Consider the following 21266-nt stretch of genomic DNA (forward strand, 5'->3'; position numbering starts at 1 on the left):
ATTTTTGAAAAAGCCTCGTTCCCCGAGTTTCGACTCGGGGAACGAGGCTTTTTTGCGTTGTCCGGGCAACTGGTGGAGGGCGCTGGGATGCTGTGGCAATGGATTACCTGATCAGGTCGGTGCGGGCGGACGAGTGGCGGCGGCTCAAGGAATTGCGGCTGGCGGCGTTGGCGGATCCGTTGGCGGGGATCGCGTTCAACCAGACCTGGGAGACGGCGTCGGCGCTGCCGGATGAGGAGTGGCAGGAGCGCGCGCGGCGGAGTGCGGTGGGGCGGGAGATCGTCACGTTCATCGGGGAGGACGGGGGCGGTTGTTGGGGCGGGATGGTGACGGCGCTCGTCGAGGGGGGCGGGGCCGGGCCGGCGGTGGACATCGTGGGGGTGTATGTGCGGCCGGAGCATCGGGGGACGGGGCTGGCCCGGGCGTTGTTCGAGGCCGCGACGGCGTGGGCGTGGGGGTTGGCGGCGCCGGTGGTGGAGTGCGTACGGCTGTGGGTGCATGAGGGGAACGGGCGGGCCGCGGGGCTGTATCGGGCGGTGGGGTTCGTGGCGAGTGGGCGGACGATGGCGGATCCGAAGGACGCGGCGGCGCGGGAGGTGGAGATGGTGGTGTGGCGGGCGGCGTAGGCGGGTGAGGGGGTGTCAGGCGGGGCGGGGGACGGTGGTGGCGGTGAGGGCGATGCCGTGGGAGGTGTGCCAGCGGCCGGTGAGGAGGGGGGCGGGGACGTCTGCCGGCCAGGGGAGGAGGAGGCGGGCGGTGAAGGTGTGGGTGTCGGGGGTGAAGGTGATTTCGGCGTCGTCGAACTGGAGGGGGCGGGGGGAGAGGCGGGAGCAGGTCTTGTAGACGGACTCCTTGGCGCTGAAGAGGAGGCGGTCCCAGTGGATGTCGGGGCGGGCGCCGTGGAGTTGGTGGAGGTGGGTGCGTTCGGCGGGGGTGGTGATGCCCTCGCGGACGATGGGCGGTAGCGGGGCGTGCGGCTCGGCGTCGATGCCGAGGTGGGGGATGTCGGTGGTGTGGGCGACCGCGGCGGCGCGGTAGCCGTCGCAGTGCGTGATGCTGCCGGTGATGCCGGGGGGCCAGGCGGGGGCGCCGGTGGGGTCCGGGGGCAGGGGGGTGGGCGGGAGGCCCAGGCGGGTCAGGGCGCGGTGGGCGCACTGGCGGGCGGTGGTGAATTCGCGGCGGCGTTTCTCGCCGGCGTGCGCGATCTGCTGTTCCTCGACGGGGAAGAGGGCCGGGGATGCGGCCGGGGGCGGGTCGCCGAGGGCGTCCTCGCCGATGGCGGTCGGGGGGAGGACGTTCTCGATGAGCATCGGGGGCCCAACTCCTTTGCTGTGGCTGCCGGTCGGCGGCGGGTGGGCTTGCGACTTTATGTGACGCGGCCGACAGAGGCGGGCGTTGTGAATCTAGGTCGCGTGACCTAGTGTCTGCGGTGTGGACGATGACATCCAGCTTGATGTGACAGGTCCGGTGCTCGTGGTCGGCGGTTACGGGACCGTCGGCGGCGATCTGACCCGGCTCGCCGCGCCCTCCTGGCCGCTGCTGCTGACCGGGCGCACCCCGGAGCGCGGGCAGGCGCTGGCCGATGAGGTCGGCGCGACGGTGCGGCGCTGGGATCTGAGTGATCCGGAGCCGTTCTCGGCGCGGGTGCGGGCCGTGATCAGTACGGTGAACGACCCGGAGGACCGGGTGCTGCGGGCGGCGATCCGCGGGGGTGTGCCGTATGTGGACATCACGCGGTGGACCGCGCGGTTGCAGCGGGCCACGGCGGTGGCGGCGGTGACCCCGCCGACGGCGCCGGTGCTGTTGTCGTCCAGCTGGATGGGCGGGGTGAGTGCGCTGGTCACCGCGGCGCTCGCGGCCGAGCTCGGCGGGGCGTCGGCGGTGGAGATCGCCATCCGGTACGACCTCAAGGACCGGGCGGGCACCGACTCGGTGGAGTTCATGGACCGGCTGGGGCTGGACTACGAGGTGACCGAGGGCGGGCAGCGGCGGATGATCATGCCGTTGACCGGGGCCGGTTACGTGGCGATCGGCGAGCACCGTACGAAGGTGGCGCGGATCGACACGCCGGAGCAGTTCACGCTGCCGCTGGCGCTGGGGGTCGACACGGCGATCACCCGGATCGGGTTCAGCGCCAACTCGTCGACGTCCTCGCTGCTCGCGCTGAAGAAGACCGGGTTCTTCCGGTGGGGGCGGGGCGACAGGTTCGAGAAGACCCGGCGGTCGATGTTGTACTCGCCGGGCGAGGGCGGCAGTGCGCTGCTGCGGATCGACGTCCGCGGGCGGGCCGGCGAGCGCCGTACCGCCGTGGTGAAGGACACCGCGGGGCAGGCTCATCTGACCGCGCTGGGCGGCCTGCTGGGGCTGCGCCGGGTGCTCGGCGAGGACGGTTGCGCGGCGCCGGGCGGGGTGGTGTTCCCCGAGATGACGCCGGCGCCGCAGGACGTCGTCGCCGCGCTGGAGAAGGCCGGGGTCGAGGTCGCGGTGTCATGAGCGAGGAGAACGAGGAGAGCGAGAAGCGCCTCGGCGGCAAGCCGCAGTTGACGCGGCAGGGGAGCATCCGACGGACGAGTCTGCTGGACGCCGCGGAGACCGTGCTGGTCGCCAAGGGGAACGCGGATGCGTCGTTGCGGGCCATCGCCGGTGAGGCGGGGGTGCGGGTGGGGCATTTGCAGCACTACTTCCCGACCCGGGCGGACCTGATCAAGGCCGTACTGGAGAGGGCGCTGGACCGGTCGCTGGAGCGGCTGGCGGAGACGACCGGGCTGCGGCTGACGCGGGACGATCCGTCGGTCATCGAGATCCCGGAGGGCCGGGCCAACCCCGCCGATGTGGTGGCGGTGGTGCTGGCCGAGCAGGAGGATCCGCAGCTGGTCCGGCTGTATGTCGAGGTGTGGGCGCTGGCGGCGAGGGATGACGAAATCGCCGCGGTGGTCCGGGAGTTCTACCGGAAGTACGTGGCCCATGTGGAGGCGTATGTGCAGCAGGGGCGGCCGGACTGGTCGGCCGAGCTGTGCCGGGCGCGGGCCGAGACGTTTGTGGCGTTGGTCGAGGGGGCGGCCCTGATGAGGTCGGGGATCGCCGGGAGCCGGTCGGGCGCGATGGATGCACAACTCGCGCAGCAGGCCGTGCAGTTGCTCCGGGACTGAGGAGCCGGGGCGGCCGGGTGGCCGCCGTCCGGTGGTGTCCGGGGCGGGATTCTTCCGGGGCCGGCCGGTCCGTGCCGTCGGGTGGCGGCGGGGCCGGCGCTCCGTCAGGTGAGGTACATCCAGGGGGATAGGGGGAATTTCATCATGTCCGAGGTGATCGATCTTGCCGAGCTCGCGGCGTCGGCCGGTCTGGAGCAGGAGCTGGAGCGGCTCGCCAGGAGCCACGGCATCATCCGTACACGTCAGCTGAACCAGCAGGAGACCTGGACGGTGCTCGGTGCGGCGCTGACCCGGGAGCTGCTGAGCGATCCGCGGCTGTCGAACGACGTGCACACGCATGCGCCGCACGGGGCACTGGTTCCGGGGTTGCAGGTGATGCTCCTGGAGCAGGACGACCCGGGGCACGCCCGCTACCGGCGGCTGGTGACCGCGGCGTTCGCGTCGAAGGCGGTGCGGGAGCTGGAGCCGCGTATCGAGGAGATCACCCGGCAGCTGCTGGACAAGCTGGGGGACAGCGGGACGGCGGACTTCATCGACGCGTTCACCTATCCGATGCCGCTGGAGGTGATCTGCGATCTGCTGGGGGTGCCGGGCGAGGACCGGGACCCGTTCCGGAAGTGGGCGATGGACATCTCCGCGGCGCCGTCGCTGGAGGCGATGCAGGCGTCGGCGGGCGAGCTGTTCGCGTACTGCATCGGGCTGATCGGGGCCAAGCGGGAGCGGCCGACCGAAGATCTGCTGAGCGAGCTGATCGCGGCGCGTTTCGAGGACGGGAGTGCGCTGACGGACGAGGAGCTGTCGTCGTTCGCCGCGGTGCTGCTGATCGCGGGCCATGACACGGTGACGAACCTGCTGGCCAACGCGCTGCACGATCTGCTGACGCATCCGGAGCAGCTGGCCGCGCTGCGGCGGGATCCGTCGCTGGTGGGGAGTGCGGTGGAGGAGGCGCTCCGGTTCCGGGGGTCGGCGATGACGACCGTGAACCGGGTGGCGCTTGCGGACATCGAGGCCGGCGGGGTCACCATCCGCAAGGGCGAGCTGGTGCGGTTCCTGCTGAACGCGGCCAACCGGGATGCGGCGGTGCGGGAGGACGGGCACGCCTTCGACATCGGTCGGGCGACCGCGCAGCATGTCGCGTTCGGGATGGGGCCGCACTTCTGCCTGGGGCAGCGGCTGGCCCGCCAGGAGGCGACGATCGCGCTGACGGAGATCCTGGCGCGGTTCCCGTCGCTGGAGCTGGCGGTTCCGGAGGGGGAGGTGCGGTGGCTGGCTTCGGACGCGATCCGCGGGCTGGAGGAGCTGCCGCTGCGGTACGCGCGGGAGTCGGCGTAGGGCCGGGGCGATGGGGCAGGGGCGGGCGGCCCTGTGCCGGTCCGCGGTGCCCGGTTCGTACGGCATGTCATGCGTAAGGGAGTTGGGGGAGGTCGGTATGCGGATCACGGTGAACCACGGCCTGTGTGACGGGCTGGGGCAGTGTGCTCTGGTCGCGCCCGAGGTCTTCTCGCTGGACGACGACGAGCGGCTGGTGGTGGCGCCGGATCCGGCGCCGGAGCTGGCCGGCAGGGTGGCTGCCGCGGCGCGGGCGTGCCCGGTGCGGGCGATTGCGGTCGAGGGAGCCTGAGCCGTGCGCGAGGTCGTCGTGGTGGGCGCGGGCCTGGCGGGTGTCCGGGCCGGTGAGTCGCTGCGGGCGCGGGGGTTCGACGGGGCGCTGACCGTGGTGTCGGACGAGCGGGAACTGCCGTATGACCGGCCGCCGTTGACGAAGCAGGTGGTGACCGGGGACCTCACGGAGGCGGATATCCGGCTGGCGGGCGCCGAGGACTTCGGCGCCCGCTGGATCCGGGGCACCGCGGCCGTCGGGCTGGACCGGGAGCGGCGGCGGGTGCGGCTGGCGGACGGTGCGGAGCTGCCGTACGACGGGCTGGTGCTGGCGACCGGTGCGCAGGCGCGGGCCTGGCCCGGGGTGGTGCCGGCGTCCGGGGTGCTGACGGTGCGCGGGCTGGACGACGTCCGCAGGCTGCGGGCGGCGGTGGATGGCGGGGCCCGTGAAGTGGTGGTCGTCGGGGCGGGGTTCGTCGGTGTGGAGCTGGCGTCGTCGCTGACCGAGCTGGGGCTCGGGGTGCGGGTGACGCTGGTGGAGCCGTTCGCACGGCCGCTCCGCGCGTTGGGCGGTGCGGTGTCCGGTCTGGTGGCCGGGGCGGCGCGGCGGGCGGGTGTCGTGCTGCGGCTCGGGGCCGGTGTACGGGGCTTTCGGGCGGTGGGGGAGCGGGTCGGCGGGGTCGAGCTGGCCGATGGGGAGGTGCTGCCGGCGGAGCTGGTGGTGGTGGCGATCGGGATGACGCCGGCCACCGGGTGGCTGGCGGGGGCCGGGCTGGCGCTGCCGTCCGGGCGGATCCACTGCGACGAGCGGCTGTTCGCGCGGACGGCGGGGGCGGGCGGGGAGGCTGGGGTGCCGGATCCGCGGATCGTGGTGGCCGGGGACGTGGCGTGGTGCGACGCGGTGCGGTCGGCGGACGGGCCGGTGCCGCTGGAGCACTGGAGCAATGCGGCTGCGCAGGGGGAGTTGGCGGCCGGGAATCTGCTGGCGGGGCCGGCGGCTGCGGAGCCGTACGGGCATGTGCCGTCGTTCTGGACGTCGGCGTTCGGGCTGCGGATCAGGTCGGTGGGGCTGCCGGGGACGGGGGACCGGGTGGTCGTCGAGGAGGGGGATCCGGGCGCGGAGAAGCTGGTGGAGGCGCACTACCGGGAGGGCCGGCTGGTCGGTGCGGTGAGTGTGAATCTGGGGCGGCGGCTGGCGGAGTATGCGCGGCGGCTCCAGGGGGAGCGGGCCGGCGAGCCGGTACCGGGCGGGTCGGCCGCGTGAAGCGGGGCGCGCCGTGTCGGCCGGAAATGGCGTGAACGGCATGGGTTTACCCGGGGTAACCGGCGAAATTCGGCCGAGGGGAATCAAACTCTCCGGAATGTGAATGCCGCGTTAAGTTTCGCAATACCACGGAACATTTATTGCGCACCCTCCGGTGCCCGACTTGGTCACGTGACCTATCGCACAAATGAGTGACGGTCCTGTGCGGCGGTGGTAACGTTTTTATCGCGCCTCCAGCTGAGGCGGGGCGGGCTTTGTGAGTGCGTCACGACGGTGTGGCCGCCGACCGAAAATGGTCCGTTCTTGAGCATGCAGGTGTCGGGGGATCCTTTTGCTACGGGGGATGGCATGTGTAGCGCCTTCCAAGGTGTCTGAAGTGGGGGCTTCCTGGTGTCCGGAAGCGTGCCCCTGTCTACTGCCCGAGGTCTGACCTCGCCGTTTTGACGGCAGCATGTCATCTTGCCCGCGGGCTTCCCATCAACTCATCGCCGACCGCAGGGTGCTGCGGCAGTTGCGGCGTGAATTCCTGAACGGTTTCTTCGGCGTCTGCAAAAGCAGGCTCTCGTAACCTTGAATTCACTGCGCCGTCGAGCTTTGCCGGTATCGGCGAGTCGCTGACTGACACATGTTGCCAGGTAATTTCTGCTGCCGTTTTCCGGGGCTTCAAATGGCCGGTAAATGGTGGTGCTCAGAGTACTAGGAAACGAGGAGACAATCATGCAGAACCCCTTCGAGGCAGCGCAGATACACGAGATCGTGCGGGAGGGGCTGGCCCAGGTCCTGGGCAGCAGCGTCGACGAGATCACGCCCGACGCGACCCTTGTCGCGGACCTGGGAGCGGAATCCCTCGACCTGGTCGAATTCCGCTTCGAGATGGAGACCAAGCTGGGCGTGGCACTGCCCAAGTCGAATGTGCTGGACCTGCTCGCGACCGCGCTCGGCGGCTCCGAGCAGCTCTACGACGAGCGCGGCGGCATCTCCGAGCTGGCCGCCGAGGTGCTGCGCCGCAGCGCGTTCGGCTACTCCGAGGAGCAGGTGCACGCCGGGATGCGGCCGTACGAGGTCGCCGCGGCGGCCACCAGCGCCCACTGGGCCTCCTTCACCCACGCGATCTTCGACCACCTGCCCGCCACCTGCACCGAGTGCGGCGCCGACAAGGCCGAGCTCGCGGTGTCCGGCAAGGCCGTCTGCGCCGGCTGCGGCGCGGCGCTGGAGGCGGCCACCGGTGACGAGGTGATGGCCGAGGGCGTCCGCGCGGCGCTGGAGGCGATCGGGCACGCCCAGCCGGTCGGCTGACGGCGCGGCGGCCTGTGCGGAAGGCGTCGCTCGTCGTGCGAAAGGAAGGCAAGTGAACCCCCTCATACCCAACGGGGCCGAACACGAGGTCGTGGTGACCGGAATCGGTCTGGTCGCCGGGCAACTGACCGACCCCGAGGCGCTGTTCGACCACATCGCGCAAGGGCGCACTCTCATCACCGAGCACCCCCGCCACAAGGAGTGGGGCGTCCCCTGTGCCGTCTCGGCGCACGTCGACCCCCAGGTCCGGCAGGCCCTGGAGGACGCGGCACCGGAAGAGGCCGGACCCCTGGGGCCGGCCGGTGTCCTCGCCTGGCACGCCGCCGCCCAGGCATGGGAGCGCAGCGGACTGCCGCGGCGGCTGGACAGTGAGCGCGGCGGCGTCTTCCTGGCCTGCAACCGCATGGTCATGGAGCCGGCCGAACTCACCGGCCTGGCCGCCCATGTGGACTACGGGGCCGGGGAGTTCGACCTGGACGGATACCTCGACGCGGACGCCGGGCCCGACCCGCGGCGCCATGCGCGGATCCAGCCGGACACCGCCACCGGCAGCCTCGCCGACTACTTCGGCGCGGCCGGCGTCCTGGAGACCCGGGCGGACGCCTGCGCCGCGGGCGGGATGGCGATCGGCAGCGCGTACCGCTACATCCGCAGCGGCGCGCTCGACGTGGCGCTCGCCGGGGGTGCCGAGAGCCTGACCACGCTCACCTCCGTCGCCGCCTTCTACGGGGTGGGCGCGCTCGCCCCGGCGGACGGCAAGGCGCCCGCGGAGATCAGCCGCCCGTTCGACAAGGACCGCTCGGGCTTCGTCATCGGGGACGGTGCGGCGTTCCTCGTCCTGGAGTCGCGGGCGCACGCCGAGGCGCGCGGGGCCCGCATCCTGGCCAGGGTCGCCGGGTACGCCGGGGTGACCGAGGCGGTGAAGATGACGTCCAGTTCGCGGGACGGCTCGGACTACGCCGAGTGCATCCGGGCCGCGCTGGCGGACGCCGGGCTCGCCCCGGAGGACATCGACCACATCAACGCGCACGCCACCTCGACCCAGGCCAACGACACCTGCGAGGCGGCGGCCCTGCACACCGTCTTCGGGGAGCGGGCCGCCGGGATCCCGGTCACCGGCAACAAGTCCGCCATGGGGCACTCGCTGGCCAACAGCGGGGCGGCGGAGGCGGTGCTGTCGGTGCTCAGCCTCCAGCGGCAGGCCGTGCTGCCGACGCTCAACTTCACCGAACCGGACGAGGTGACCGCCGGACTGGACGTCGTCACCGAGCGGCGCGACGCGCGGGTGACCGCGGTGCTGTCGAACTCCTTCGGCTTCGGCGGCCAGAACTGTTCTCTGATCCTGGCCCAGGCGGGGTGAGCGCGACCATGACGATTCGTGACGCGGTGCGGCTGACCGCACCGGGCTTATACACCGCGGCCGGTACGGATCCGGGCGCCCTGTGGGAGGCCCTGGTGGCCGGCAAGGACACCGGCCGCCCGGCCGAGTTCCTGGCAGGGCCCTGGCCCGAGACGGACACCGCCTTCCTGGTGGACGACCCGGACGCCGCCACGCTGGGCGTGCACCGCCGGGTGCTGCGCACCTCGGAGAAGCAGGCGCGGATGGCGCTGTACGGGGCGCGGCTCGCGCTGGCGGGGCCGGGCGAACGGGGGCCGGTGGGCGGCCCCGGCTGGGGGCTGTACCTCGGACTGCCCACGGTGGACGAGGAGTTGCTCCGGTTCGGCGCACTGGACCGGCTGCACCGGGCCGCCGGCTCGCCCGGTGAGGTGGCCGCCCTCTTCGGGCGCGAGGTCCCGCCGTTCAGCGGGCTCTCGCACCTCAACAGCACGGCCGCGGCGCACATTTCGGCGGCCTTCGGGCTCACCGGCTCGATGGCGGCGTACTCGCCGTTCTCGGACGCCGGCCTGGAAGCGCTGATCGACGGGGCGCTGTCGGTCGCCGAGGGGGAGAACGCGGCGGCGCTGGTCGGCGCGGTCAGCCCCAAGGCGCATCCGCTGCTCTTCGCGCAGTACGAGGAGCTGGGCTGGAACGGGGCGGTCCCCGGCGAGGGCGCGGCCTTCCTGCTCGCCGAGCGGGCCGCGGACGGTGCCGCGGACGGCGGCCCGGCGGCCCGACTGGCCGGCTACGGGCGGGCGTTCGGCGCCACCGAGGACGACCGTGCGGAGGCGATTGCACAGGCCGTGCACGCGGCGCTGGAGATGGCCCGTACGGACGCCGGGGGGATCGGCTGGGTGCTGCCGGACGCCGTGTGGTCGGCGGCCGGTGCGCGGGCGCAGCGCGCCGCGCTCGACCGGGTCTTCGGGGCGCTCGCGCACCGGCCCGCGGAGTGCACCAGCGAGCGGGCCACCGGTGTGCTCGGCCCCGCCCATCCGCTGGCCCATGTGCTGCTGGCGCTGCACGGGCTGGCCGGCGGGCGGCGGCTGGCGGACGGCGGTGACGGGGTGCGCGAGGAGGCGCTGCCGGCGCCCAGGGCGCTGGTGCTGGCCTGCGGCGTGCGCGGCCAGGTGTGCGCCGTCGTACTGGAAGGAGTCGGGAAATGAGCCGCCGCGTCGTGGTGACCGGGCTGGGCGCCGTCTGCGGACTGGGGCTCGACTGGCAGACCATGTGGGAGGGCCTGACCGAGGGCCGTTCGGCGATCCGCCGGTGGCAGCTGCCCGGCGTCGAGGACTTCCCGGTGCGCTATGCGGCGCCGGTCGACGACGAGGCGTTCGCCGAGCGGTACGGCGCCGGCGAGGGGCCGGCCCCCATGGAGCGGCGGGCCCGCTTCGGGCTGGCCGCCGCCGGGCAGGCGCTGGCGGACGCCGGGATCGAGGAGCCGGGGGCGCTCGGCCGGATCGGTACGGCCGTCGGCTCGGGCGTACCGGAGCGGGACCCGTACGAGCTGCTGCACGCGGTCGGCGAGGACGGGCGGCCCAGCTGGCAGACGCTCTACGCGCGGCGAGCCCAACTGGACCGGGCCAGCGGCCTGTTCTGCACCAATGACGCGCTGGCCGCCGCCATCGCCGCGCGGCACCGGCTGCGCGGGCCCGCGCTGAACTTCTCGACCGCCTGCGCCGGGGCCACCCACGCCATCGGCCACGGCTTCCGGATGATCCGGCGCGGCGAGGTGGAGGCGATGCTGGTGGGCGGCGCGGACTCGGTGCTGAACCTGCCCACGATGACCGGGCTCCATCTGCTCGGTGCGCCCTCCATCTCCGAGCTCTTCGGGGACCGGCTGTGCCGGGCCTTCGACCGGGACCGCAGCGGGCTGGTCGCCGCGGAGGGCGCGGCCATGCTGGTGCTGGAGAGCGAGGAGAGCGCCCGGCGGCGCGGTGCGGCGGTCTACGCCGAAGTGGCCGGGTTCGGCAGCTCGCTGGACGCGTACCAGGTCACCGCCCCGCATCCCGAGGGGCACGGCGCCGCACTCGCCATGAGCCGGGCGCTGGCGGACGGGGAGGTGGCGCCGGGCGAGGTGGACTCCGTCAACGCGCACGGCACCTCCACACCGCTCAACGACCCGATCGAGACCCGGGCGATCAAGGACGTCTTCGCGGCGGACGAGCACTACCGGAGGCTGGCGGTCACCGCCAACAAGACCATGCTCGGCCATCTGATCGCCGCCGCCGGGGCGCCCGAACTGATCGCCACCGTGCTGTCCGTACGAGACGGCATCGTGCCCCCGACGCTGAATCTGGAGAACCCGGATCCGGCCTGCGACCTGGACTACGTGCCGGACAAGGCGCGGCACCAGGAGGTGTCGGTGGCAGTCAGCAATTCCTTCGGCTTCGGCGGACTCAACGCCAGTCTGGTGGTGCGTGGTTATGAGCACTGACATCGATCCGAGCGCGGACATCACTTCCAGCGCTGACATTGCCGACAGCGCCGACAGCGCCGACAGCGGCGACGCGCACCGTTCGTCCGGCCCCGGCGACGCGATCGTCGTCACCGGTATCGGCGCGGTGCTGCCCACCGGGCGCGGCACCGAGGCCCTGTGGACGGCCTGGCGCGAGGCGCGGCCCGCGCTCGCGCCCTACCGGGACCCGTACGTACGGACCCGGAAGATCACCCACTTCGGGCACGTCCCGGACGCGCTCCAGCAGGCGAGCCGGGACGGTGTGCCCCACAAGCTGCGGAAGTTCGGCACCTCGTTCACCTTCAACGCGGTGCTCGCCGCCCAGGACGCCATGGCGCACGCGGGGGAGAGCTGGCAGGCGATCCCCGAGGACCGGCGCGGGCTGTACGTCGCCCAGGACGACTCCACGGAGCTGAGCGTGGCGGCCTTCCACAAGGCCCTCGACCAGGCCCGGACGGACACCTCGGGGCAGGTGGGCGCGGACCTCCAGCGGGTGGTGGCGGAGGCGTTCGGCAACGCGGCGACCTTCAACCCGTTCACCGTCATCCGGGCGCTGAACAACAACACCCTGGCGCTGATCAGCATCGCCCAGCGGTTCCGCGGTGACTGCGCGGCGTTCGTCCAGGACGCGGGCGCGGCGCTGAGCGCCCTCCAGCGGGCCGCGTTCAGCCTGCGCCGGGGCGACTGCGACACCGCCATGGTGGTCGGCGCGGGCAGCTACAACGAGCCGCTGAAGCTGGCCGCGCAGTACCGCGCGGGGCATCTGAGCGCGGGCGGGCGGGGCGGTGACTCGCTGCGCAGCTTCGACGCCGGGCGGGACGGCACGGTGCTCGGCGAGGGCGCGGTGGCGCTCGTACTGGAGCGGGCCGGGGACGCCGCGGCGCGCGGTGCCGTCCCGCTGGTGGAGGTGCTGGGCGCGACGCTGCGGCCCGCCGCGGACAGCGGGGTCGGCCCGGCCGGGCCGGCGGAGAGCGCCCGCGGCCTGATGGCCGCGCACGGGGTGGCGCCGGAGTCGCTGGGCGCCGTGCTGGCCGACGGCAAGGGCACCGTCCACCACGACGCCGCCGAGGCCGAGCTGCTGCGGGCGCTGCTGAAGGACAGCGGCGTCCCGGTCAGCTCCGTACGGCCGATCCTCGGCACGCTGGGGGCCGCCGGCCCGCTGGCCGAACTGGCGCTGGCGCCCAGCCTGTTCGCGGCCGGCGAGCTGCCGCCCATCGCGCATCTGGAGTCGCCGCCGGACGACGGCACCGACTTCGTCACCGGTACGGCCAGGAAGCGGCGGATCGACTCCGTCCTCACCCTGCACAGCACCTTCAACGGGTTCGCGGGAGCTCTGCTCGCCCGACGGCCGCATCTCTCCTGAGGGGACCACCAGTCATGTCAGCCATGTCAGTGATGACGGCAATGTCAGCTGATTCGCCGTTCACCGAATTCGTGCAGCCCCAAATGGGCCGGGTACTCACCGCTCTGGGGCTCGACGTCGAGTACGAGCGGGCCGAGGGCAACACCCTCCACCACCGCGACGACCAGGGCGAGCCGGTGCCCGTCCTGGACCTGATGGGCGGCTACGGCTCGCTGATCTTCGGGCACAACCACCCGGAGATCGTGGCGCACGCCAAGGAGCTGCTGGACCAGAACCGGGCGGTGCACGCGCAGTTCTCGCTGCGCGGCGAGGCCGGCCGGCTCGGCGCCGCGCTCAGCGACGCGGTGCGCCGCGAGACCTCCGTCAAGGAGCCGTACCTGGCGACCTTCGGCAACAGCGGCGCGGAGGCGGTCGAGGCGGCCGTCAAGCACGCCGAGCTGGTCCGGGTGCGCCGGGCGGCGGCGCTGGCCGACGAGACCGCGGCGCACGCCGAGGCGGCCCGGGAGGCGGTCCGGCGCGGCGCGGCCGTGGTGGACCCGGACGCCTTCCAACTGCCCGCCGTCCAGGGGCACGCGGCGCCGGCCGACGGGATCGAGGGGCTGCTGTCGGCGGTCGGTGCGCACAACGCGGCGGCGCTGGCCACCCGGCCGCTGTTCCTGGCCCTGGAGCGGTCCTTCCACGGCAAGCTCGTCGGCAGCGTCCAGCTGACCTACAACTCCGGCTTCCGCGCGCCGTTCCAGAACCTCGGGACGCGGGTCCGCTTCGTCCCGATGGACCGGCTGGAGCTGCTGGACCGGATCGCCGAGGACGAGCGGGTGGTGCTGCTCGACACCGAGGTCGCCGACGGCCAAGTGCGGGTAGTGGAGCGGGACTTCCCGGTCATCACCGCGTTCCTCGTCGAGCCGGTGCAGGGCGAGGGCGGCATCCACGCGCTGACCACCGAAGCGGGCCGGGCCATCCGGCTGTTCTGCAACAGGGTCGGCACCGCGCTGATCATCGACGAGGTGCAGAGCGGCATGGGCCGCTGCGGCGCCTTCCTGGCCAGCTCGCTGATCGGGCTGCGCGGCGACTACTACACGCTGTCCAAGTCGCTGGGCGGCGGCCTCGCCAAGATCTCCGCGATGCTGGTCCGCCGGTCGCTCTACCAGGGTGAGTTCGACCTGATCCACAGCTCGACGTTCGCCATGGACGACTTCTCCTCGTCCGTCGCCCGCAAGGTCGTCGAGATGCTGGAGGCCGACGACGGCGCGGTGTACCGGCAGGTCACCGAGCGCGGTGAGCGGCTGGCCGGGATGCTGGCCGACCTCAGGTCGGCGTACCCGGACATCATCGAGGACATCCGCGGCAAGGGCCTGTTCCTCGGCGTCCAGCTCCGCGACCAGGGCACGGCCCGCTCGATGGTGCTGCGCGGCAGCGCGTACACCGGGTCGCTGGGCTATCTGCTCTCCGGCTACCTGCTGCGCCAGGAGCGCATCCGGATCGCACCGACCGGCAGCGCCGGCAACGTGCTGCGCATCCAGCCGTCCGCGTACATCACGGACGTGGAGATCGAGAAGCTGCGCGGCGCGCTGGACCGGCTCTGCCGCATCCTGCGCTACGAGGACACCCTCCACCTGGTCCACCCGGCCAGCGACCGGACGATCCCCAAGCCGCGCGCGGAGATCCGCGACTTCCGGGGCGCCGTCGAGGGCTACGAGCAGGGCGAGGTGCGCCCGGTGACCGGCCCGGTCCGCAAGGTGGCGTTCGTCAACCACCTGATCACCCCGGCCCATCTGCGGCAGGTGGACCCGGCGCTGGCCGATCTGAGCGATGCCGCGCTGCGCTCCTTCGTACTGGGCATGGACCCGGTGAAGAAGGCCGCGCCCTACCCGGGCGTGCGGATCGTCTCGCCGCTCGGCAGTGCGGTGGAGTTCGCGCTCTACCCGCTGATGGTCGGGTCCGAGCAGATGGGCCGCTATCTCGCCTCCGGGGACGTCACCGGGATCCGGGCGGACATCGAGGAGCGGGTGCAGGCGGCCCGGGACGACGGCTGCGAGGTCGCCGGGCTCGGCATGTACACCTCGATCGTCACCCACAACTGCACCTCGCTGAACGTCCCGGGCATCGCGCTGACCTCCGGGAACGCGCTGACCGTCGCGATGGGCGTACAGGCCATGGAGCGCGGCGCACAGGACCGCGGTTTCCCGGTCGCCGACTCGACGCTGGCGGTGGTCGGCGCGGCCGGCAACATCGCCTCCGTCTACAGCCAGCTGTTCGCCGAGAAGCTGACCCGGATCGTGCTGGTCGGCAGCCGCCGGGACGGTTCGGTGCGGCGGCTGCGGAACACCGTGCACGGCATCTACCAGGAGTGCTGGGCGCGGATCGCGGCCGGCGGCGAGCTGACCGGCATCCCGGCCCGGCTGGCCGAGGAGCCGCTGATCACCAAGTGGCTGGCCGAGGACCCGTCCGCGGACGACGCCGGGCGCGGTCAGGCCATCGCCGCGTACCTGGAGGAGCGGTACGGCGACGACCCGTTCCTGACCGTCACCCAGGACAGCGACGCGCTCCGCGAGGCCCAGTTGGTGCTGTGTGCCTCCAACAGCCCCGAGCCGTTCCTGACCGGCGAGCACTTCGCCCGGGACGCGGTGGTGTGCGACATCGCGGTGCCCAACAACGCGGTGCCGGACCTGACCGCGCAGCGGCCCGACCTGGCGTACATGCTCGGCGGCATCGTCGCCACGCCCAACGGCGAGAGCCTGCACCCCTCGGCGCGCGCCTTCCTGGAGGCGGGCCAGCTCTTCGCCTGCATGGCCGAGACCGCGCTGATGGGCCTGGCCGGCCTCGACCGGCACTACTCCTACGGGAACATCAGCCGCCGACAGGTCACCGAGATCGCCGCACTGGCCGACGCGCACGGGCTGCGGCTGGCCGACTACAAGAGCGCGCACTCGGTGTGAGCCCCGGGCGCCGCGCGCATCCCGTCGCCCGCAACCACCGCGCGCGGCGCCCGGTCCCCACGTCCCTTGACACCGGCAAGAGTTGGAGAGGATCCAGCCACATGGAATTCGCAGGACAGGTGGCCCTGGTGACCGGCGGCAGCCGGGGCATCGGCCGCGCCATCGCCGTCCGGCTCGCGGAGGAAGGGTGCGACATCGCGCTCAACTACCGCAGCGCGACGGCGGAGGCGGAACAGGTCGCCGAGCAGATCGCCAAGCTGGGCCGCACGGTCGAGCTCTTCCAGGGAGACATCGCCGACCCCGAGGTGCCGCAGCAGGTCGTGTCCGGCGTCCGCGCCTCCTTCGGCCGGATCGACGTCCTGGTCAACAACGCCGGCATCACCCGCGACGAACTGCTGGTCAACCAGAGCCTCAAGGACATCGAGGACGTCCTCGCCACCAACCTCGTCGCCCCGATGCTCACCGTCCAGGCCGCGGCCCCCGCGATGCTGCGGCAGCGCTACGGGCGGATCGTCAACATCTCGTCGTCCGCGGCCTCCAAGCCCGGCCGCGGGCAGTCCAACTACGCGGCGGCCAAGGGCGGTCTGGAGGCGTTCACCAAGGCGATGGCGGTGGAACTCGCCTCCCGAGGGATCCTCGTCAACGCCGTCGCCCCGGGCGTGATCAACACCGATATGACGGACACCATCCGCAGCCACGGCGAGGACGAGATCATGAGCCGGCTGCTGCTGAAGACCTACGCCGAACCCGAGACGATCGCCGACGCCGTGGCGTACCTCGCCAGCCCCCGCAACACCTACACGACGGGCGAGGTACTGCACATCGACGGCGGCCTGAAGATGGCGTGAGAGGCCGGCCATGAACGACATCGACACCTCCGTACCGTCCGGCGCGCCCGGCGGGCGGCCGTCACCCGGCGAGCTGGCGGGCCGGACCGCGGTCGTCACCGGCGCCGCCCAGGGCATCGGCCGCGAAGTGGCCCTCCTGCTGGCCGAGTCCGGCGCCGGGCACCTCATCCTGCTCGACCGGGACGCCGACCAGCTGGAGACGGTGGTCAAGGACGTGGGCGACCTGGGCGCGCGGGCCACCGCGCTCCCCCTGGACCTGCGCGAGCGGGACCGGGTGCGCACCGAACTGCGGGCCGCGCTCCGCTCCGCCGGCAAGCTGGACATCCTCGTCAACAACGCCGGGGTCGCCGACGAGAACGCCCCCGACGACGAGTCCACCTGGCTGCGCGTCCTGGACATCAACCTGCACGGCACCTTCGCGGTCACCGCCGCCTGCCTGGAACACCTGGTCGACAAGGGCCGGATCGTCAATGTGTCCTCGATCCTCGGCAAGGCCGGCAAGATGCGGAACACCGCCTACTGCGCCTCCAAGCACGGGCTGATCGGCTACACCAAGGGCCTGGCGCTGGACCTCGCCTCCCGGGGCATCACGGTCAACGCCGTACTGCCGGGCTGGATCGACACCCCGATGCTGCGCCGGGAACTCGCCGCCTCCGCGGACGAGATCGGCGCCGACCCGGCGCGGATGCTGCGCCAGGCACGCAAGTCCATCCCGCTCCGGCGGCTGGTGGAGGCGCGGGAGGCCGCGGACCTCGTCGGGTTCCTGGTGTCCGACCGGGCCGCCGCCATCACGGCGCAGAGCCTGACCGTCGACGGGGGCTACACCCGTGGCATGTAGCGCCCGAACGGCCACCGCCACCCGGCCCCGCCGGGCCGCGGCGCCCGCACCGGACCCGTGGCTGCGCCGGCTGCGGCCCGGGCCCGCGCACCGCACGGCGGCACTCGCCCGCGTGGTCTGCTTCCCGCACGCGGGCGGCGGTGCAGGCACGTTCCGGCCGCTGGCCACCGCCGTCGCCGCCCGCACCGCGGACGGCCGCCCGTACGAGACGCTGGCCGTCCAGTACCCGGGACGCAACGACCGGATCCGCGAGGCCCGGATCGAGGACCTGGCCGAGCTGGCGGCCCGCGCGTACCGGGCGCTGGCGCCGCTCACCGGCCGCCCGCTGACCCTGCTGGGGCACAGCATGGGCGCCCTGGTGGCGTACGAGGTGGCGCGCCTCCTGGAGCGCGCCGGCGCCGGCCCGGACCGGCTGATCGTCTCCAGCGCCTGGGCACCGAGCCGGGTGCCCGGCGGCACCGTCCACCTCCGGGACGACGACGGCCTCGTCGACGAGATCCGGCGGACCCGGGGCACCGACCCCCGGCTGCTGGACAACCGGGACGTCCTGGCCATGGCCCTGCCCGTCGTACGCAGCGACTACAAGGCCGTGGAGACCTACCGCCACCACCCGGGACCGCCCCTGACCACCCCGGTCACCGCACTGGTCGGCGACACCGACCCGCTGGTCACCGTCGACGAGGCGGCGGCCTGGCACGCGCACACCACCGGCGGCTTCGGGCTGCGGGTCTTCCCGGGCGGTGACCATTTCTATCTCGCCCGGCACTGGGCGGACCTGGCGGAACACATCACCCGGCACGGAGGCCAGCACGGGGAACAGTACGGAGGACAGCACGGGGGAGGAGCCCGATGACGCCGGCCGCGCGTCCGGCTCGCCGCGCGCCGGGTGTGCGGACCTGACGGCCCGTGAGCACGCCAACCAGGCCCAGCGTCAAGCGGGTTGGGGCCGGTCCGTCAGTCCGGCAGGGAGTCCTGCGGCCAGCGGGCGCGGGCCTGCTCCCGGGAGCGCATCGTGGCCAGGGTCAGCAGACCGCGCGAGCGGCCCGTCGCGAGCAGCCCGGGAAGGGCGGGCAGCGGGGCGAGCGCCGCGATGTCGTCGAGGACGAGGGTGAGTGGTGGGTCGAGCCGACCGTCGGATGACCGTTCGGCCATGCGGCGGCCGTGCTCGACCACGTGCGAGAGGAGTGCGGTGATCAGCGGCATCGCACCCGGGTCGGTGCGCGGATCCTCGATGGACTCGCCCACCAGGTAAAGCGTTCCCCCCTCATCGATGAATGATTCAAGAACGAGCGCATCCGATCGCAGCGGATTGCTGGCGTCGCGGATATGGATCGACGAGAGCGCGGCCAGCGCCCGGCCGACCAACTCCTTTGCCATTTCCCGGCGTTCGGCATGCGCCGTGAGTGCCGACTCCAGCTCGCCGGCCTGACCGGCGGACGCCTTGGGGTGGGTGCGCAGGATCTTCACGGGCTCCTGCGCACCGCCGGCGGCGTGCGCCCAGCGGTGCAGCTGGCGGAACGGGCGGCCGTCCAGCGCGGCGGCGTGCAGCCAGCAGCGCAGCAGCGTCTGCGCGGCGTCCGCGACCGCCGAGTCCAGGGTGCTCGCCGGGCGTACGGGGGCCAGCAGGGCGGCGGCGCGGGCGGTGGCGGTGGCGATGTCCTCGCATCCGGAGGTGGGCGACCAGCGCAGCCGGGCCGGGGTGTCCAGACGGTGCGTGGGGTCGTAGGCCGGCACCGGGCCCAGCTTGGCGCGGGCGTCCTTGGTCTCGGACCAGAGGGCGGGGTCGGTGGTGGCCACGATCAGCGGCCCGGGTGCGGCGGTGGCGGCGGCCAGCGCCGCGGCCCGGGTGACCGCGCGGTCGCTCCCGAACTGGACGCGGGGGAGCGCGGGTTCGGCGGCGGGGGCGGGCTGCGGGTCGGCGGTGGCGGCGGTCGCACGCTGCTCGGGGACGGCGGCGGGCACCGGTTCCGGAACCGCCGGGCCCACCGGAACCGCCGGGCCCACCGGAACCGCCGGGCCCACCGGAACCGCCGGGGCAACCGGAACCGCCGGCTCCGCGGGCGGGGCCTCCTGAGGGGCGGCGGGCGCCGCGGCCGGTGGCGCCTCGCGCAGGGCTTCCCGCGCCGCCGGCTCCGCGGTGCCCGGTGCCTCCCCCCGCTCCCGGCCGCGCTTCGCCCGCCGCGCCGCCCGTACGGCCCGGTAGCGGGCGATCGTCCCCAGTGCGAAGATCGACAGCACCAGCAGCACCATCAGCTGACCGATGAAGATCCCCCAGAACAGGCCGTATCCCGGGAGCTGGTCCTTCGGGGTGCCGGGCCAGGCCGCCGCGATGTCGTGCGGCGCGGAGACCAGATGCCGCAGCGCGATCGGCGTACCGGGATAGGACACGCCGTCCGGCCAGGCGCCGTGCGCGAACAGCCCGGCCAGCCCGGTCGCCGTCCACACCACCAGGGTCAGCCCCAGCAGAAAGACCAGCAGCCCGATCAGCAGGGAGTCGGGGACGCCCCGCCCCCGGGGCCGGCCGTCGCCGGGGCCCTCGCCGTAGCCGGCGTGGTCCCGGCTGCCGTAGCCGCGGCCCCGGCCGTCGTAGCCCCGGCCGTCGTCGTACCGCGGGCGGCCGTATCCGTCCTCGTCGTATCCGCGCGTCACGCCACCGTCTCGCTCGACTCGTCTCTCAACTGCCGTTCCATCGCGATGGCTTCGGCCCGCGCCTCGGCCTCCGCGTCCGCCGCCAGCGAGATCGCCCGCGCCTCGTCCGTCGGCAGGGCGGAGGATTCGGTCATCGCCCGGTCGGTGTAGACCAGCGGGCGCTCGGCTTCGGTGATGAGGTGCTTGACGACCTGGACGTTGCCGTTGACGTCCCAGACGGCGATGCCGGGGGTCAGCGTCGGGATGATCTCCACGGCCCAGCGGGGCAGGCCGAGCACCCGCCCCGTGGCGCGCGCCTCGTCCGCCTTCTGGGCGTAGATGGTGCGGGTCGACGCCATCTTCAGGATCGCCGCGGCCTCCTTCGCCGCCGCCCCGTCGACCACGTCGCTCAGGTGGTGGACCACCGCCACGAACGACAGGCCCAGCCGCCGGCCGAACTTCAGCAGCCGCTGGAAGAGCTGGGCCACGAACGGCGAGTTGATGATGTGCCACGCCTCCTCGACCAGGAAGATGCGCTTCTTGCGGTCCGGGCGGATCCAGGTGTGCTCCAGCCAGACGCCGACGATCGCCATCAGGATCGGCATCGCGATCGAGTTGCGGTCGATGTGCGAGAGGTCGAAGACGATCAGCGGCGCGTCCAGGTCGATGCCCGCCGTCGTCGGACCGTCGAACATCCCGCGCAGGTCGCCGTCGACCAGCCGGTCCAGCACCAGCGCCACGTCCAGACCCCAGGCGCGGACATCGTCTATGTCGACGTTCATCGCCTCGGCGGAGGCCGGTTCGGGGTGCCGCAGCTGCTCGACGATGTCCGTGAGCACCGGCTGCCGCCCGCCCCTCGGCCGGACGTCCGCGTCCTCGCGCGCCCCTTCGCCGTGTTCCTCGTGCTCGCTGAGTACCGCGGCATGCGCGACCTTCAGCGCGAAGCCGGACCGCTCGTCCAGGCCGTGCCCCATGGCGACCTCGATGATCGTGCGGAGCAGGGCCAGCTGGCCGGTGGTGGTGATGGACGGGTCGAGCGGGTTGAGCCGGATCCCGCCGTTCAGGGCGGCCGTCGGGTCCAGCCGGATGGGCGTTATCCCCAGCTCCTGGGCGATCAGGTTCCACTCGCCGACGCCGTCCTCGCCCTGCGCGTCCAGGACGACCACCTGCCGGTCGCGGAACCGCAACTGCCGCAGGACATAGGTCTTCTCCAGCGCGGACTTGCCGTTGCCGGACTCGCCGAGCACCAGCCAGTGCGGAGCCGGCAGCTGCTGCCCGTACAGCTGGAAGGGGTCGTAGATATAGCCCTTCCCGCTGTAGACCTCGCGGCCGATGATCACGCCGGAGTCGCCGAGGCCGGGGGCCGCGGTGGGCAGATAGACCGCCTGCGCCTGGCCGGTGGAGGTGCGTACGGGCAGCCGTGTCGTCTCCACCTTCCCGAACAGGAAGCTGGTGAAAGCGTCGGTGAGGGCACCGAGCGGATCGAGCATGGCCATGACGTACGCGCCTCCC

The 21266-nt window shown here is 73.0% G+C and carries 18 protein-coding genes; 15 read left to right on the top strand and 3 right to left on the bottom strand.

What is annotated here, in order from left to right; genetic code table 11:
• Positions 1–98 precede the first annotated feature (98 nt).
• Positions 99–626: a GNAT family N-acetyltransferase gene (locus tag IEZ17_RS16755; RefSeq protein WP_189300899.1), complete on the top strand. Its 528-nt coding sequence runs from the start codon at positions 99–101 to the stop codon at positions 624–626.
• Between the two features lie 15 nt (positions 627–641).
• Here the strand turns inward: IEZ17_RS16755 and IEZ17_RS16760 are convergent, their stop codons facing one another.
• A complete protein-coding gene (locus IEZ17_RS16760; protein ID WP_189300902.1) occupies positions 642–1310 on the bottom strand; it encodes a 4'-phosphopantetheinyl transferase family protein in 669 nt (222 codons plus the stop codon).
• A gap of 157 nt (positions 1311–1467) precedes the next feature.
• On the opposite strand from IEZ17_RS16760, the gene IEZ17_RS16765 reads away from it, so the two are divergent.
• The 14 genes from IEZ17_RS16765 to IEZ17_RS16830 all read left to right on the top strand — a co-directional run bounded on the left by IEZ17_RS16765 (position 1468) and on the right by IEZ17_RS16830 (position 17979).
• Positions 1468–2493 carry a saccharopine dehydrogenase family protein gene (locus tag IEZ17_RS16765; RefSeq protein ID WP_189301246.1) on the top strand — a complete coding sequence of 342 codons (1026 nt, stop codon included), beginning with the start codon at positions 1468–1470 and terminating at the stop codon, positions 2491–2493.
• On the top strand, positions 2490–3149 hold the full coding sequence (locus tag IEZ17_RS16770) for a TetR/AcrR family transcriptional regulator (RefSeq protein WP_189300904.1): 660 nt from the start codon (positions 2490–2492) through the stop codon (positions 3147–3149). Before IEZ17_RS16765 ends, IEZ17_RS16770 begins: the two co-directional genes overlap by 4 nt.
• A gap of 144 nt (positions 3150–3293) precedes the next feature.
• On the top strand, positions 3294–4481 hold the full coding sequence (locus IEZ17_RS16775; protein WP_189300906.1) for a cytochrome P450 family protein: 1188 nt from the start codon (positions 3294–3296) through the stop codon (positions 4479–4481).
• A 97-nt stretch (positions 4482–4578) separates the two neighbouring features.
• A complete protein-coding gene (locus IEZ17_RS16780) occupies positions 4579–4770 on the top strand; it encodes a ferredoxin (RefSeq protein ID WP_189300908.1) in 192 nt (63 codons plus the stop codon).
• Between the two features lie 3 nt (positions 4771–4773).
• Positions 4774–6012: an NAD(P)/FAD-dependent oxidoreductase gene (locus IEZ17_RS16785; RefSeq protein ID WP_189300910.1), complete on the top strand. Its 1239-nt coding sequence runs from the start codon at positions 4774–4776 to the stop codon at positions 6010–6012.
• Between the two features lie 717 nt (positions 6013–6729).
• Positions 6730–7308, top strand: a complete 579-nt coding sequence (locus IEZ17_RS16790; RefSeq protein ID WP_189300912.1) for an acyl carrier protein — start codon at positions 6730–6732, stop codon at positions 7306–7308.
• Between the two features lie 52 nt (positions 7309–7360).
• Entirely contained in the window at positions 7361–8668 is a 1308-nt protein-coding gene (locus IEZ17_RS16795; protein WP_189300914.1) for a beta-ketoacyl-[acyl-carrier-protein] synthase family protein, read from the top strand.
• 8 nt (positions 8669–8676) lie between these two features.
• Complete coding sequence (locus tag IEZ17_RS16800) at positions 8677–9849, top strand: beta-ketoacyl synthase N-terminal-like domain-containing protein (RefSeq protein ID WP_189300916.1); 1173 nt, start codon at positions 8677–8679, stop codon at positions 9847–9849.
• Complete coding sequence (locus tag IEZ17_RS16805) at positions 9846–11120, top strand: beta-ketoacyl-[acyl-carrier-protein] synthase family protein (RefSeq protein WP_189300918.1); 1275 nt, start codon at positions 9846–9848, stop codon at positions 11118–11120. The genes IEZ17_RS16800 and IEZ17_RS16805 overlap by 4 nt, the downstream gene beginning before the upstream one ends.
• On the top strand, positions 11110–12504 hold the full coding sequence (locus IEZ17_RS16810; protein WP_189300920.1) for a beta-ketoacyl synthase N-terminal-like domain-containing protein: 1395 nt from the start codon (positions 11110–11112) through the stop codon (positions 12502–12504). Before IEZ17_RS16805 ends, IEZ17_RS16810 begins: the two co-directional genes overlap by 11 nt.
• Before the next feature lie 41 nt (positions 12505–12545).
• Positions 12546–15440 (top strand): aminotransferase class III-fold pyridoxal phosphate-dependent enzyme, encoded by a 2895-nt coding sequence (locus tag IEZ17_RS16815; protein WP_189300922.1) that lies wholly within the window; start codon positions 12546–12548, stop codon positions 15438–15440.
• 101 nt (positions 15441–15541) lie between these two features.
• Complete coding sequence (locus tag IEZ17_RS16820) at positions 15542–16288, top strand: 3-oxoacyl-ACP reductase family protein (protein WP_189300924.1); 747 nt, start codon at positions 15542–15544, stop codon at positions 16286–16288.
• A 10-nt stretch (positions 16289–16298) separates the two neighbouring features.
• Positions 16299–17126 (top strand): SDR family NAD(P)-dependent oxidoreductase, encoded by an 828-nt coding sequence (locus tag IEZ17_RS16825; protein WP_189300926.1) that lies wholly within the window; start codon positions 16299–16301, stop codon positions 17124–17126.
• Positions 17116–17979 (top strand): thioesterase II family protein, encoded by an 864-nt coding sequence (locus IEZ17_RS16830; protein WP_189300927.1) that lies wholly within the window; start codon positions 17116–17118, stop codon positions 17977–17979. The genes IEZ17_RS16825 and IEZ17_RS16830 overlap by 11 nt, the downstream gene beginning before the upstream one ends.
• 101 nt (positions 17980–18080) lie before the next feature.
• Here the strand turns inward: IEZ17_RS16830 and IEZ17_RS16835 are convergent, their stop codons facing one another.
• On the bottom strand, positions 18081–19775 hold the full coding sequence (locus IEZ17_RS16835) for a TraM recognition domain-containing protein (RefSeq protein ID WP_373299837.1): 1695 nt from the start codon (positions 19773–19775) through the stop codon (positions 18081–18083).
• Complete coding sequence (locus IEZ17_RS16840) at positions 19772–21244, bottom strand: ATP-binding protein (protein WP_189301250.1); 1473 nt, start codon at positions 21242–21244, stop codon at positions 19772–19774. The genes IEZ17_RS16835 and IEZ17_RS16840 overlap by 4 nt, the downstream gene beginning before the upstream one ends.
• Between the last annotated feature and the right edge of the window lie 22 nt (positions 21245–21266).

Origin of the sequence: Streptomyces albospinus (assembly GCF_014648695.1) — a bacterium.
GTDB classification, from domain to species: Bacteria; Actinomycetota; Actinomycetes; order Streptomycetales; family Streptomycetaceae; genus Streptomyces; species Streptomyces albospinus.